14 protein-coding genes and 2 pseudogenes are annotated in these 14255 nt (G+C 41.5%); 3 read left to right on the top strand and 13 right to left on the bottom strand.

Annotated elements, in window-relative coordinates:
• The first annotated feature begins 149 nt into the window (after window positions 1-149).
• Complete coding sequence (locus ABD010_RS04310; RefSeq protein ID WP_343810570.1) at window positions 150-698, top strand: DUF3231 family protein; 549 nt, start codon at window positions 150-152, stop codon at window positions 696-698.
• Window positions 699-816: 118 nt separating this feature from the next.
• Here the strand turns inward: ABD010_RS04310 and ABD010_RS04305 are convergent, their stop codons facing one another.
• From ABD010_RS04305 to ABD010_RS04290, 4 genes are all read right to left on the bottom strand, one after another.
• Entirely contained in the window at window positions 817-1263 is a 447-nt protein-coding gene (locus ABD010_RS04305) for a GtrA family protein (RefSeq protein ID WP_343810568.1), read from the bottom strand.
• A 12-nt stretch (window positions 1264-1275) separates the two neighbouring features.
• Window positions 1276-2403, bottom strand: a complete 1128-nt coding sequence (locus ABD010_RS04300; protein WP_343810565.1) for a glycosyltransferase family 4 protein — start codon at window positions 2401-2403, stop codon at window positions 1276-1278.
• Between the two features lie 18 nt (window positions 2404-2421).
• Complete coding sequence (locus tag ABD010_RS04295) at window positions 2422-3570, bottom strand: NAD-dependent epimerase/dehydratase family protein (RefSeq protein WP_343810563.1); 1149 nt, start codon at window positions 3568-3570, stop codon at window positions 2422-2424.
• A gap of 183 nt (window positions 3571-3753) precedes the next feature.
• Window positions 3754-4326: a GNAT family N-acetyltransferase gene (locus ABD010_RS04290; RefSeq protein ID WP_343810561.1), complete on the bottom strand. Its 573-nt coding sequence runs from the start codon at window positions 4324-4326 to the stop codon at window positions 3754-3756.
• A gap of 329 nt (window positions 4327-4655) precedes the next feature.
• On the opposite strand from ABD010_RS04290, the gene ABD010_RS04285 reads away from it, so the two are divergent.
• A complete protein-coding gene (locus ABD010_RS04285) occupies window positions 4656-5000 on the top strand; it encodes a MarR family winged helix-turn-helix transcriptional regulator (protein ID WP_343810559.1) in 345 nt (114 codons plus the stop codon).
• 12 nt (window positions 5001-5012) lie between these two features.
• Complete coding sequence (locus ABD010_RS04280) at window positions 5013-6218, top strand: MFS transporter (protein ID WP_343810557.1); 1206 nt, start codon at window positions 5013-5015, stop codon at window positions 6216-6218.
• Between the two features lie 345 nt (window positions 6219-6563).
• On the opposite strand, the pseudogene ABD010_RS04275 reads toward ABD010_RS04280, so the two are convergent.
• The 9 genes and pseudogenes from ABD010_RS04275 to ABD010_RS04235 form a co-directional block, all read right to left on the bottom strand.
• Window positions 6564-7158, bottom strand: a pseudogene (locus ABD010_RS04275) (ATP-grasp domain-containing protein); the annotation flags it as partial.
• A gap of 22 nt (window positions 7159-7180) precedes the next feature.
• Entirely contained in the window at window positions 7181-7348 is a 168-nt protein-coding gene (locus ABD010_RS04270; RefSeq protein ID WP_343811061.1) for a hypothetical protein, read from the bottom strand.
• A 383-nt stretch (window positions 7349-7731) separates the two neighbouring features.
• Window positions 7732-8358: pseudogene (locus ABD010_RS04265) on the bottom strand (HAD-IC family P-type ATPase); the annotation flags it as partial.
• On the bottom strand, window positions 8307-8657 hold the full coding sequence (locus tag ABD010_RS04260) for a hypothetical protein (protein ID WP_343810555.1): 351 nt from the start codon (window positions 8655-8657) through the stop codon (window positions 8307-8309). The gene ABD010_RS04260 and the pseudogene ABD010_RS04265, both read right to left, overlap by 52 nt.
• Window positions 8658-8851: 194 nt before the next feature.
• Complete coding sequence (gene copZ, locus ABD010_RS04255; RefSeq protein ID WP_343810553.1) at window positions 8852-9061, bottom strand: copper chaperone CopZ; 210 nt, start codon at window positions 9059-9061, stop codon at window positions 8852-8854.
• A gap of 119 nt (window positions 9062-9180) precedes the next feature.
• Window positions 9181-11565, bottom strand: a complete 2385-nt coding sequence (locus tag ABD010_RS04250) for a heavy metal translocating P-type ATPase (RefSeq protein WP_343811037.1) — start codon at window positions 11563-11565, stop codon at window positions 9181-9183.
• A 13-nt stretch (window positions 11566-11578) separates the two neighbouring features.
• Window positions 11579-11881: a metal-sensing transcriptional repressor gene (locus ABD010_RS04245; protein ID WP_343810551.1), complete on the bottom strand. Its 303-nt coding sequence runs from the start codon at window positions 11879-11881 to the stop codon at window positions 11579-11581.
• Between the two features lie 184 nt (window positions 11882-12065).
• Window positions 12066-13199 (bottom strand): CAP domain-containing protein, encoded by a 1134-nt coding sequence (locus tag ABD010_RS04240; RefSeq protein WP_343810550.1) that lies wholly within the window; start codon window positions 13197-13199, stop codon window positions 12066-12068.
• A gap of 234 nt (window positions 13200-13433) precedes the next feature.
• Entirely contained in the window at window positions 13434-14147 is a 714-nt protein-coding gene (locus ABD010_RS04235; RefSeq protein WP_343810549.1) for a 3-ketoacyl-ACP reductase, read from the bottom strand.
• Window positions 14148-14255: the final 108 nt, after the last annotated feature.

Genomic DNA, 14255 nt, shown 5'->3' with positions numbered 1-14255 from the left:
CTTTATATCCTTGAATCCGGCCACCCCCCCCCGCCGTTGCAACGATATTATCACCAATATACGGCCCGCACAATACACGGGGCATAAATGGCATTTCAGGAATATCATAAGCATCTGCCGCAAATAATGATTAGCAGGAGGTGTGGTTAGTGGCGAACCCTTTTGAAAGTGCTGTAAAATTATTAAAAACAATGGTTGATGATGAACCAAAGCCACCATTACATGTCGGTGAAACCTATTATTGCTGGCTCTATGTCACAACTATGCACGAGGCAAAAATCTATATGGACATTGCACTTAACACCACAACTGATGATGATTTACGAAAAATAGTAAAGAAAAGTCTGGACCAGTGTGCATCACAAGCCAATCGGATGGAAAAGTTTTTATTAAAGGAAGGCGCTCCAATGCCACCAATGCCGGAAAAAAAAACTGATTCCAATCCCAGTGATGTTCCCCTTGGTGTCAAATTAACCGATGTGGAGATCGCCAATGGAATTTCGGTGAAAACAGCATATGCCGTAACATTATGTGCAAGCGCAGCTGCTCAGACTATCAGAACCGATTTGTCTATCATTTTTGCGGAATTTTTAGCAGAAAAATCATTGTTCGGTGCGGAAATGAAAGTGCTCATGCGAAAGCGCGGATGGATTAAAGTATCGCCGTATTATTATCCACCTGGAATGCCACAGAAATAGCAGAAGAGGTTAAATTATAATTTTAGGATGTTGGAAAATATTATCATTCATTGAGTTTTCTTATAAGGTCAACCATAACTTATCATTTCTGACGTAAAAAAACTGAGCATCGATCAGCTCAGTTTTTTCCTTTCTTTCTCCTGAACACAACATACTTAATCATAAAATAACTTGCCAAAAATGACAGGAACATAGCCAGACCTTTGGCGACATTATAGCGAAGCCAATTCGGAATACCGATAACCTCCATTAAGGCATTTGCTCCAATAAAGACCAGATTATTCACTCCCAGACTGACAATAGCCTGGATGATGAATAAAATCCGCTGCCTGTTACTGCCCTTCGCAGTATGCTGAAAGGTAAATCTGGCATTCCAGAAATAGCTGTTGATAATCGCCAATGTATACGCGACAGTATTATACAAAAGCAACATCGCTCTGTCATCTGTATAAAATAAAATAAGCAGCAGGTTCAGTGCCCCAATATCGATTAACGCATTGGCAACACCGATGACACTGAACTGCATGAATTGAAATGGACCGCTTTTCCGTTTATGCTTTGTCATGAGAAACCTCGATTACATTACCTTTCTTTTTTGCGTTTTTGCTATCTCTTTATAATACGCAAGTACCTGGCTCGATTGACTGTCCCAGCCCAAATTGGAAATCTCCTCATGTGCTGCCTTAGCGAGACGTTTCCGTAATGTTTCATCCTCAAACTTCAGAACAGTTTCCGTAAAATCGCCTGCTTTTCCTGAGTCATACAACAGGCCATTATGATTATCCTGAATCTGCTCACATGTTGGACCACTTTCAGCCGCAACGAGTGGCAAGCCTGATGCCATTGCCTCACTAATGACAAGTCCAAGCGTTTCAGTTGTTGACGGAAAAACAAATACGTCTGAGGATGCATATGCGGCGGCGAGCTCTTCGCCATGCAACAAACCGGTAAATACCGTGTTTGTGCCATTAAAATGACCTTCCAGGGTTTTGCGATGCGGACCGTCACCTACAATCGCCAGGACAAAATCATCTGAACGCTCCAGCACAGATCGGATTTTTTCAATTTCCTTTTCCGCTGCCAGTCTGCCAACATAAAGCAATAACCGTTTTTCAGGCTGATTATTCGTTAGCTTATCCCGCATTTCCTGATTATATTTATTCGGGTGAAACAATTCTGTATCCACGCCTCGCTTCCAAACATGGACGCGTTCGATACCACGTTCCTCAAGTTCTTCTTTAACCGTATTGGACGTACAAAGGTTCAATTCTGCCTTGTTGTGCAACTTTCGGAAATACCACCATATCAGCCATTTAAATGGAGAAAGCTTGTAGTAATCCAGATATTTTGCCACGTTGGTATGGTATGAAGCGATCATCGGATAGCCCAGTTTTTCGGCATAATAAACCCCTGATGCACCCAGAATCGCCGGATTGACAACATGAACAACATCCGGATCGTAATTCAGCAAAAGATCTTTAACATTCCGGTTGGGCAATGCAAACTTTTTGGACCGGTAAAAAGGCAGTGTCGATGCAGGCAACCCATCAATTTTCGCCCCTTCAAATTCATAAACGCCAAGATCCGGTGCGATAACCCGGACATCATGGCCTTCCCGGAGAAAATAGCGGATACAGGCCTTTAATCTGGTAACAACACCGTCCGTAGATGGCAGAAATGTTTCGGTTATAATTGCAATTTTCAATGATGACACGTCCTTATATTACTTCCAGGTTACTTGCGGCAGTACGTTTTCTTTAATCACACGATCTTTATGGCTGATGACGGTTTTGATAATGTCGCGAATGACTTCTTCCGTCAGCAGATTTGGTTCAAGCCCCAGATCCTGCAATTTTGTATTTTCGGCTTGAAAGAAATGCTCTTCCAGTTCGACTCTTGGATTTTCCAAGTGGGCAATCTCGGTATTAAGCCCTTCTTCTTTCGCTGCATTTACAACCATTTTTGCCAAATCCATTACGGAAAATTCTTCGGTAAATTGATTAAACACTTGGAATTCACCATTTTCCGGCGGGTTCTCAGCTGCAATTTCAATACAGCGAACCGTATCTTTAATATTCAAAAACCCGCGGGTCTGACCACCTTTACCATAAACTGTCAAATCATGGCCGATAGTTGATTGGATGATAAAACGATTCAGTGCCGTTCCAAATACCCCGTCATAATCAAGACGGTTGGCCAATACTGGATCCATCTTCGTCTCGTCCGTATCCAGACCGTACACAACACCCTGATTTAAATCAGTCGCTTTAATGCCCCAGATTTTGCAGGCAAACGTAATATTATGGCTGTCATGAACTTTCGACAGATGGTAAAAAGAACCAGGCTGTTTCGGGAATGGCAAAACATCCTTCCGTCCTTTATGCTCAATCTCAATATACCCTTCCTCAATCGGAATATTCGGAGTACCGTACTCGCCCATCGTTCCCAGCTTGATCAGATGACATTCCGGAACAATTTCCTTGATACCGTATAACACGTTCAGCGTACCGGTCACATTGTTATTTTGAGTGAATACAGCATGCTCACGATCGATCATCGAGTACGGGGCTGAGCGCTGTTCCGCAAAGTGGGCGAATGCTTCAGGCTGTTCTTTTTTTAAAACTTCCCGTAAAAAATCATAATGGTTCAAATCACCATCGTAAATCCGAATTTCTTTTCCTGTCAGTTCTTTCCACTTCGCAACCCGTTCTTCAAGCGATGCGATAGGAGTCAATGAATTCGAATGGAGTTCATTGTCCCATTTTCTTCTTGCCATGTTATCAATAATGGCTATGTCATGCCCCTGTTTTGATAAATAGAGTGCGGTTGGCCAGCCACAGAAGCCATCTCCCCCAGCTACAATTATTTTCACGTCACTTACCTCCAGTTTTCTTTACGTCAGCTGCATAAAACACAGCGATTTCATAAGTTATCAATCTAAAATTATCATTATATGTACCATTTTACAAATGATGTACTATAATCGGTGTATGTTTACAGCCGTTCGAAAATTAAAGTACGATTGTGAACTTCTAAATATACTTTTTGAGTTTCATCATTTTTTGTTAACACCAAACTCATCTGCCAAAACCGAATACATCCGCAAGTCCCAATGTCTGCCTTTTGCAAACATGGCTTTTCGCATTGTCCCTTCGTGTGTCATGCCAACTTTCTGCATCACTTTCTCCGAACCAGTGTTTTCCACGAAGCAACGTGCCTGGACACGAATCAGTCCCAATTGGCAAAATCCGTATTCCAGCACTTTTTCAGCAGCCTCTGGCATGAAACCCTGTCCCCAATAATGCCGGGATAGTACATAGCCGATTTCACCAGTTTGATGCTTTGGTTTCCAGGAAACATAATTGATTGTCCCTATCAGCTTTTGACTCGTTTTTAAAACAATCCCCCAAAATACTGGAAGCACTCCACGACTATATTCCTCCAGCACTGTTTCAACAAACCTTTTTGTATCCTCCATCGATTGATGTGTTGGCCAGGATACATATGCGGATACTTCATCACTGGAGCCATACTCATACATATCTTCCAGGTCATCCATGCTGATTTTGCGAAGTATCAGACGCTCCGTCTCCAACACCGGAAACTTTCCATCCCCTTTTTCTTCCATAATAGTCCCCCACCGTTAATTCATTTTCCTCTGCCATTATATCAAAGTCAGAGCTATTCGTGTTGCGCAACCATAATGGATTAATTTTAAATTACTGGGGTGTTCTCATTTTTGATAATTCAACCAAGAAAACTGCACCACAGTTATGGATCTTTATTCTGTCTAAACTGGACAATTTTCATCAAAATTGATAAACTAACATAGTTATTCACGCTAACTGTTAGGGACGCTAATTATATAAGGAGGTTTTTTCCATAAAATCCACGCAAAAATTTTTTCATCAGCTTATCTTATTATATCGCCCATTTGAAAATCGTCTGAATGAGCAATTGAGCAAACACAACCTGCACCGGGCACAATGGACCGTTTTATATTACTTGTATAATTATGGTGCTTCAACGAATGTGGATATATCACACTATCAGGGAGTTGAAAAGCCTACTACAACCAGAACCATCAACCGGCTGGAAGAATTGGAATATGTCGAGCTGGTCAAAGGTAAGGACAAGCGTGAAAAACGTGTACAGCTTACAGAGATTGGGATAACCGTTTATGAATCCGTTCGTATTACGATTGATCAGTTTGAACAAGAGATGTTAACCGGCATAACAGAAGAACAACAGCAGGAGACCATTCAAATAATGGAAGAAATACGAAACAACATGAAGAAATAGGGAGAGAGCATCTTGAATCAATCAAAAGCAAAACTATGGACCAAAGATTTTATCATAGTGTCATCAGCAAACTTTTTCTTATACTTAGTCTTTTATTTATTATTGGTGACAATGGCCGTTTATGCAGTCGAACAATTTCATGTTTCTGAAAGCAAGGGTGGACTTGTAACAGGTATTTTTATTATCGGAACATTGATCGGGCGCCTGTTTATCGGCCGAATGATCACTACAATCGGCAACAAACGAATGCTCTATCTGGGCCTGATCTTATTCGTACTCATTTCAGTCTTGTATTTTATTAAAATTGGAATTACCTTTCTGCTGATCACCCGTTTTCTGCATGGAATTGCACTTGGAATAGCAAGTACGGCCACCGGAACAATTGTGGCAGAGGTTATTCCGGAAGTACGCAAAGGAGAGGGAATCAGTTATTACAGCATGAGTATTACACTGGCTACGGCAATTGGGCCTTTCATCGGACTGTTTATGAGCCAGCATACAAGTTTTTCAGCGATTTTTGGCTTCTGTTTGGCATTGGGAATCATTAGTTTCATCATTTCCCTCTTTGTAAAGGTACCGGAAGTAGAAAAACCTGCAAAAGCTGCCAAAAAAGTGAAATTTAAACTTTCGGACTTTGTCGAACCAAATGCATTGCCAATCGCCGTCGTCATTCTTATCCTGTCACTTGGTTATTCAAGTGTCCTTTCGTTTATTAATTTTTATGCGATTGAAATTAATCTGGTTGAAATGGCCAGCCTGTTTTTCGTTGTTTATGCTGTGGCAATCCTGGTATCGCGCCCATTTACCGGCCGATTAATGGACATCAAGGGCGCAAATGCCGTCATGTACCCGGCGTTTATTCTGTTTACAACAGGGTTAATTTTGCTAAGTACAGCGGAATCCAGCATTCCGTTATTACTGGCAGGTGTTCTGATAGGTTTCGGATTCGGGAACATGCAATCAACGACACAGGCTATTGCAGTCAAGGTAACACCACCTTACCGAATTGGATTGGCAACATCCACCTACTATATCGCACTTGATGCCGGTCTTGGGTTTGGACCGTATGTGCTCGGCTTCATTATTCCGATAACCGGTTACAGTGCCCTGTATACAATAATGGGCGTAATGGTACTGGCAACCATTATACTGTACTACTTTATGCATGGAAAAAAAGAGAGTACGGCATTGTCGGGGGTAAGCCCATCCGAAGCATAGTAAACAATACTGCTTGGGGAGTAATGCCCCAAGTGAAAGTGCTTGAAAAATAAAATCGCACATATGTGATGGGAAAGCGCACATATCTGGGCCAGAATCGCACATATATCGATGCATAAAATGGAATCGAAACAGCATAAATACGGATATCGCAACTATTTACAGCGGATTTGCGATATATTTTTCTGATTGCCAAAAGAGGAGCACCTGACTGGCTGGTTCTCCTCTTCATCCTAATTCTAGTGACTCGATTCCTTTTTCAAATTCCTCATGATATTAAACCTGAACAGCAATCTGTAATTTTTCAAGTTCCTTCCCTAAGTATTTTGCAACTTCAAGCATGCCCTACTGTCCGTTAATTACTTCCGCTTCACTGTTATAATTGGTGTTCGTATTAATATCATAGATAAAAATAGTTCCCTCTTTATCCTCGATAAATTCAATTCCGGCAATTTTAATTTTATTAGCTGCCAGCACACGTTCATATTTTTCAATAATCGGATGATCAAAGCCTTCCCGGACCTGAAATTTGGCCAGCTTGGTACTTTCGCCGCCTGATGGGTAAGATAAATCATCAAGACTGCATGCATCGGCAGGGCATAATTCAAAACCATCCGACGTGTCAACACGAACGGCATATAAAAATTTGCCGCCGATAAACTCACACAGGTGATTCAATATATCCCTGAAGCAGTGTTATACCGTCAACCGATTCTTCAAAACTGTCTCCCTTAATGTAGCTATTTAGTGCATCCATTGAGTTAAAAAGCTGAACGCCCAACCCTTTACCAGCACGATTATGTTTGGTAATAAATTTTTTTCCGTTAAATTTTTCCGCTGCCTGAAGCATTTCGTCTTTGCCAACCGCTGCAACCGTCCTGGGTGTCCTGATACCGTACTTTTCAAGCTCCAGATACTGCAACACTTTGCTCACATCTAACAGCCAATTGTCCAATTTTCTGTCAAAGGTCCCAGTGATCTTCTCTTCTTTGTTTTGCCTCTTTCTTTTTAATTCGATTCGCCTCTGCACTTCCAACCTCTTTGGAGAACGCAGAATCCCTTTTACTGGAATCAAATCCATCCTTGTTCTTTTGGTCAGCATCATTCTTCTTCGTACGCTTTGCCATCATATGCCCTCCTTTTTACGCTTAGTATGAAAAAATACAGAGGAAATATGCGGAATTGAACCATTTCATCTAGCGTATTTCTTGTGAACACTGGCATTTTGCTTGTAAACTTTGTGATTGACTAATTTCTCGCTCGATTCAGGTGCGGTGTCGCTCGATATTGACTGCCACTCGCTCGATTTAGATGGCGTCTCGCTCGATTTTGATAGATTCCCCATTCTTTCTTTTCACCCGCTTCAAAATAAAAATATCCCAGGTGGATCAATCCCCTGGGACATTTAACCATTCTTCTGATTTATTTAACTGGCTTAAGTTCGCTTTCAACAACCCATTTATGATTAACAACATAGTTTTTTGTTAGTCATCACAATCCTCCTCAAATTTATTTATTGTTTGTCATACGTAAACATCCGGGCATTGATCGCCACTATCACCGTACTCAGGCTCATTAATACAGCCCCTACTGCCGGGCTGAGTACGATTCCCAATGGGGCTAAGACTCCTGCAGCAAGTGGTATTGCAAAAATGTTATACCCGGTTGCCCACCATAGATTCTGAATCATTTTCCGGTAGGTTTGTTTGGATAACCCGATTAAGGAAACAACGTCTTTTGGGTTACTTTTCACAAGAACAACGTCAGCAGTTTCCATGGCTACATCTGTACCGGCACCAATAGCAATTCCTAAATCGGCGGTTGCTAAAGCAGGGGCATCATTTACCCCATCACCAGTCATGGCAACTTGCCATCCTTTTGTTGACTTAATTTCCTTCACCTGGTCGGCTTTTTTATCTGGTAAAACTTCCGCATATACTTCGTCAATATCCAATTGGTTGGCGACCCAGTGCGCAACTTTTTTATTATCACCTGTTAACATGACCGAATGAATACCCTTATCTTTCAGGGAAGCAATCGCTTCTTGGGCTGTCTCCCGGACCATATCAGCCAAGGCAATCATGCCAACTAATTCATCCTCAACCAATACAAATACAACCGTTTTTCCTGTTTCCGACAAAATTGCCAGTCAACACCGATGAAAACCTGTATCATTGGTGACAAAATTAGAATCGGAATCGTAACGACTACGGAAATATAAAACCGTTTTTTGAATTCGTTCACCATATCCCCATGGTCGTGGTGATCGTGATCGCCGTGATCATGCCCTTCATGATTACTGTGTTCCTGATGGTTTTGAGGATCATGGTGGTCATGATTTTTGGTGTTGTGCTCTGCATGACCATCATGGCTGTGATGACCATGTTTATGCTGATGATTATGTTGATGGAATTTGTGTTTTTCATCGTTATTTGCCATACGATCACTCCTTTACATTTAACATTCCTTAAAATTTTTAGGTGATACTTTAATCCAATATGAGTCTTACCGCTAAACAAATTAATAACATTATACAATACCCCTGTATGGTATTATATACAAACAAAAAAACAATTGCAAACTTGTAACATTTAAAAGCTGGTCCCCTATAAGGAACCAGCCCATATGTGAAGTTATGCTACAACATCATAACCTTGCTCTTCCACTGCTTCACGCATAGCTGCCATCGTGACTTGCGCATCATCGTACGTAACATCTACTTTTCCACTGGCCAGATCAACTTCAGCACCGCTGACTCCATCTAATCCTTTCAGTGCACCTTCAACAGATGATTTACAATGGCCACATGACATACCTTGTACATCTAATGTCACCTTTTTCATCCTGATTTCACCCCCCTTCAAAAGTCCGGTAAAAAAGCCATGCACTGACGGAACAAATTTGTCATTGTGAAAATCAGAATTTCGCAAGCTTTTTATCACCGGACTCCAAAACACCGTTATTATATTTTAACCCGCTTCAATCGCAGGGAATTGGAAACGACACTGACTGAACTTAATGCCATTGCCGCACCAGCAATCCACGGTGCAAGTAATCCGATTGCTGCAACCGGGATTCCCGCTGTATTGTAGCCAAATGCCCAGAACAGGTTTTGCCGGATATTTCGAATTGTTGCATGGCTGATTCGAATCGCTTTCGGTATGAGCAAAAGTTCCCCGCCAAGAATCGTAACATCAGCTGCTTCGATGGCAACTTCTGTACCAGTTCCAATGGCAATTCCAATATCCGCAGTGACTAATGCAGGTGCATCGTTCACACCATCACCGACCATCGCGACCTTTTTATCCAGTGCTTGAATTTCTTTCACTTTATTCGCTTTTTCTTCAGGTAATACTTCCGCAATCACCTGATCAATACCCGCTTGTTTTGCGATGGCTTGTGCCGTCCGTTCGTTGTCACCTGTCAGCATGATCACTTCGAGGCCCTGCTCCTGCAGTTCTTTAATTGCTTGTGGTGCGGTTTCTTTCATCGTATCCGCAACGGCAATAATTCCGCGATACTGTCCTTCAATAGCAATTAACATCGCCGTTTTCCCTTCCACTTCATAATCAATCAATTCTTGTTCCGCACCACCGACATCGACCTGATGATCTTGCATTAATTTTCGGTTTCCAACAAGAACGTGTTTTCCGGAAATCTTCGTTTCAATGCCATGGCCAGGTATAGCATCAAATTCATCTACTTCCACAAAATCAATATCCTTCTCTGTTGCATAAGCAACAATGGCCTCTGCAAGTGGATGTTCCGACCCTTTTTCTGCACTGGCCAATAATTGAATTGCTTCTTCATCACCAGTAAAATTCGTTACTTCCGGTTTTCCCTTTGTAATCGTTCCTGTTTTGTCAAGAATAATTGCTTCCAACTGATGCGTTTTCTCCAGGTGTTCTCCGCCTTTAAACAAGATTCCGCTTTCGGCAGCTTTTCCTGTACCTACCATAATCGAAGTCGGCGTCGCGAGCCCCAAGGCACATGGACAGGCAATAACAAGTACAGCGATTGCCGCAACCAAGGCGGATTCAAACTGACCAGGCTGGACGAAAGCTATCCATATGATAAATGTAAGAAAGGCAATTCCTACAACAATTGGTACAAAATAGCCGGAAATAACATCAGCTAACCGTTGAATTGGAGCTTTCGATCCTTGCGCTTCTTCCACCACTTTAATAATCGATGCCAAGGCAGTATCTTTCCCCACCTTTGTTGCTTCCATTTCAATCGATCCATTTTTGTTTATCGTCGAACCGATAACGGCTGCATTTACATCCTTTTCGATCGGAATGGATTCACCAGTGATCATCGACTCATCAACAGATGTTTTTCCTTTTGCAACTATACCGTCAACGGGCATTTTTTCTCCCGGCTTTACAACTAATCGATCACCAACAACAACTTCCCGGGCAGGAATCATGATTTCCTCGCCATTTCTTATAACGCGGGCTTCTTTTGCCTGCAAATTCAGCAAAGAGGAAAGTGCATTTGTTGTCTGGGTTTTTGCTTTGGCTTCCAAATACTTGCCAAATAAAATCAAGGTTATTAACACAGCACTCGTTTCAAAATATAAATGCGGCATGTATTCCGGATTGCCGATAGTCTTAAGTGCTTCGTATAAACTGTAAAAATAAGCAGCACTCGTACCCAATGCAACAAGCACATCCATATTCGCTCCGCCATTACGAAGGTTCTTATATGCACCAACATAAAATTGCCATCCAATGATAAATTGAACGGGTGTTGCTAAAGCAAATTGAAACCATGGATTCATGAAGATTGCCGGCAGGTTCATGCCAAATAAATGAACAAGCATCGTTACTAACAACGGTGCAGACAGTACAGCGGAAATAATCAGCTTTGTCTTCTTTTGCTGCAGTTCTCTCTCTTTATGGGACTGTTTTTCCTCTGCTTCTGCCTTTGGTTTGGCATCATAGCCAATATTTCGGATCTTTTCAATCAAAGCATTTGGATCGACTAATCCCGTGTTATACTCAACAGTTGCACTTTCCGTTGTTAAATTAACGGTTGCATTCTTAACACCCGCTTGTTTATTTAAAACTTTTTCGATCCGATTGGAACAGGCTGCGCACGTCATCCCCATCACATCCAGTTCAGCCTTTTCTGTCAAAACACCATAACCAGTATTTTCTATCTTCTCGGTAATATCATCAATCGAAGCTTTATTCGAATCGTAATCGACGGTGGCCTTTTCCGTTGTTAAATTGACTTGGGCTTCCACTCCATCCATTTTGTTTAAAACTTTTTCTACACGATTGGAGCAAGCAGCACAGGTCATTCCTGTTATACCAAGCGTTTCATGATTTGTTTCGCTCATCATCGTTCCCCCCCTACTTGGAAAACTGCTTCATCACACTCATTAATTCCTCAATGGTTTCCTGACCTTCCCCTTGTTTAATCGCATCACTGACACAATGGTTGATATGCCGTTCCGTGACATTGAAACCAACATTTTTCAATGCGGATTGAATGGCGCTGATTTGCACTAAAATATCCATACAATATCGATCCTCTTCCACCATCTTCTGGATACCGCGCACTTGACCCTCTATACGTTTTAAACGGTTAATCGTCTTTTCCTTTTCATCCCGTGTTCTTGGTTTACTTGGTTGATCATGTAAGAATTTATCCAAATCAATCACTTCCTTTTTGTTTATATCTATACTATACCCCCACATGGTATATATGTCAATATAAAAACTCTCAGCTTTGCGACAGATCCTGAAAATCGCTTTCACATTTTATTTCCTTCACTTTTAGAAGAAAAAGGACTTTTAAAAAATCAGCTCAAACCAGCGCAGAAAATTCATTGTCGTTCTATGAAACGGAGGGACCACTAAAAAATGTTTCCGTATAATAAGGTTGTGACTCATTATTAAATGCCACTCCAACCCCTAAGTATTCATAATCTTCCCGGAGAATATTTTTTCTGTGCCCTAAGGAATTCATCAACCCTTGATGGGCAAAAATGCTGCTGAACTGACCGTATGCCAGGTTTTCACCGGCAGAATAAAAACGAATATTGTCTTCCCTCATACGATCAAATGGCGATTCGCCTTGTAAATTTACATGGGAAAAATATTGATTCTCTGCCATGTCTGAACTATGCCCCCGTGCCGTATTTCTCGCATCATTATCCCATGTTAAGATGGGGAGGTCATATTTTGCCCTTGACGCGTTGGTTAAATCAAATAACTGATATTCCAAGCCTTCTTTCAGTTCCTCATTTGGTTTAGTATAAAATGCATTTTTGTTTTGTTCGAGTTTTTCACCGATAATCTGAATCGCTGCAACTGTATTGTTTTCATGTTTATCATAAAAAACTGTGATATAGCTGTTGTCAAGCCGGAACACATCATATTCCCCATTACTGTTAATCCTATAGTTAGTCAAACCTTTTCTGATGCTTGACTCCGGTGTACCGAGTTTCTCCCGGACCAATTGTTTATCGCTCCCCTGTTTTATTCCTGTTGATGAGGCGATCAAATCCTGATTCGTATAAAGGCCGCGAACACTATTTTCTTCACCATAAGCAACCATGATAAAATTTTCATAGTTATCATGATAGGCTGCCCAGTTAACACCATATTCATTTTCTGAAATTCGCTGCGGTTCCCCAGCTTCCTGCTCGACCTCTGCTTTGGAATCGCCTAATTCAATATTATGAATTGAAAATGTTTGATCTTCAGGAACTGATAATTCCGGTGTTTTCACGTTTGTATCATTTGATTCTGACGAGAAATTATCAATGTTCGCAAACAGGGCGTTCAATTGCTGATTCAACGTACCAATTACCGAATTGATATCCGGATTATCTTTTATTGAATCAACTGCGGACTGAATGGAATCCCCTACAGATGAAGGAACAAATTGTTGAACCGGTTCTTCCCATAACGGCTTTGAAACATAACCAATAATCACAATCATTAACAATAAAATAAACCGTTTCACAATTACATTCCTCCGCATTTTAATCATTCTATAATAATTACCCTATAACCAGTATATCCCCTGGCGTATTCTCTAAGTCAAGCGTTAAATTTTACTAGTTAAATGTAAAAAATAATGCACCGAATCACTAATCCGATGCACGTTTATTGAATATTATTTACCGATGTTCACCGATTGACAAACTATGTTATTCTGGCGTTCCCGGGTATTGACCAAATTACACTATGTTCGCCATTAAAACGGATTCGTTGCCCAAATAGCTGAAGTCTTAATGAACGATCGCTGCTCCAGTTTAAGAAGGCTAGTCATATATTCAGCCAGGTCTTCTGCCTGCGTAAATTTATCAGGGTTGCGCTGTCCGTCTCCCCGCGTCAAATCCGTTTCGACAAGACTCGGCGTGAGCACACTGACACGGATATTGTTGCGCCGTACCTCCTGCATTAACGATTCACTGAGACCGATAACCGCAAATTTTGATGCACTGTAAGCACTGGATCCTTCTGTACCCTTCAGCCCGGACATGGAAGAAACATTAATAATGTCGCCGCGGTTCTGCTTGATCATACCCGGCAATACGGCTTTTGTGACATGAACCAATCCCATCACGTTTGTATCAAGCACCTTCTTCCAATCATCCGTTGCGAGTTCCAGAAAAGATCCATGCGCCCCGACTCCCGCATTGTTAATAAGAATATCGATCGAGCCAAGCGAATTTTCGATTTCGCCTACTGCTTTTTGAACTGCTGCTTCGTCGGTCACATCAGCAGCAGCCGTTGTGAAGGTAGCACCTGCTTCGGTTAATTCCGTTCTTATTGTGTCAAAGCTTTCCTCAGAACTTGCTATCAGGCCAAGTTCGACACCTTCATTCGCTAGTTCCAGTGCTGTGGCTCGTCCAATTCCACGGCTCCCTCCAGTGATTAATGCTTTTTTGACCTGTAATGATTGCATAGTTGAGCACCCTTTCTATTCAATGTTGTTTGGCAGTCACTTTCCTTATGAAAGATACAGCAATAAGACAATTCGCCTTATGGGCAAATTGTCTTTTGTTTAGATGCT

The sequence above is a fragment of the Virgibacillus siamensis genome, assembly GCF_039522605.1.
Lineage (GTDB): Bacteria > Bacillota > Bacilli > Bacillales > Amphibacillaceae > Lentibacillus > Lentibacillus siamensis.
Note: the sequence above shows the minus strand (reverse complement) of the source record. Positions and strands in the feature narration are given on the sequence as shown.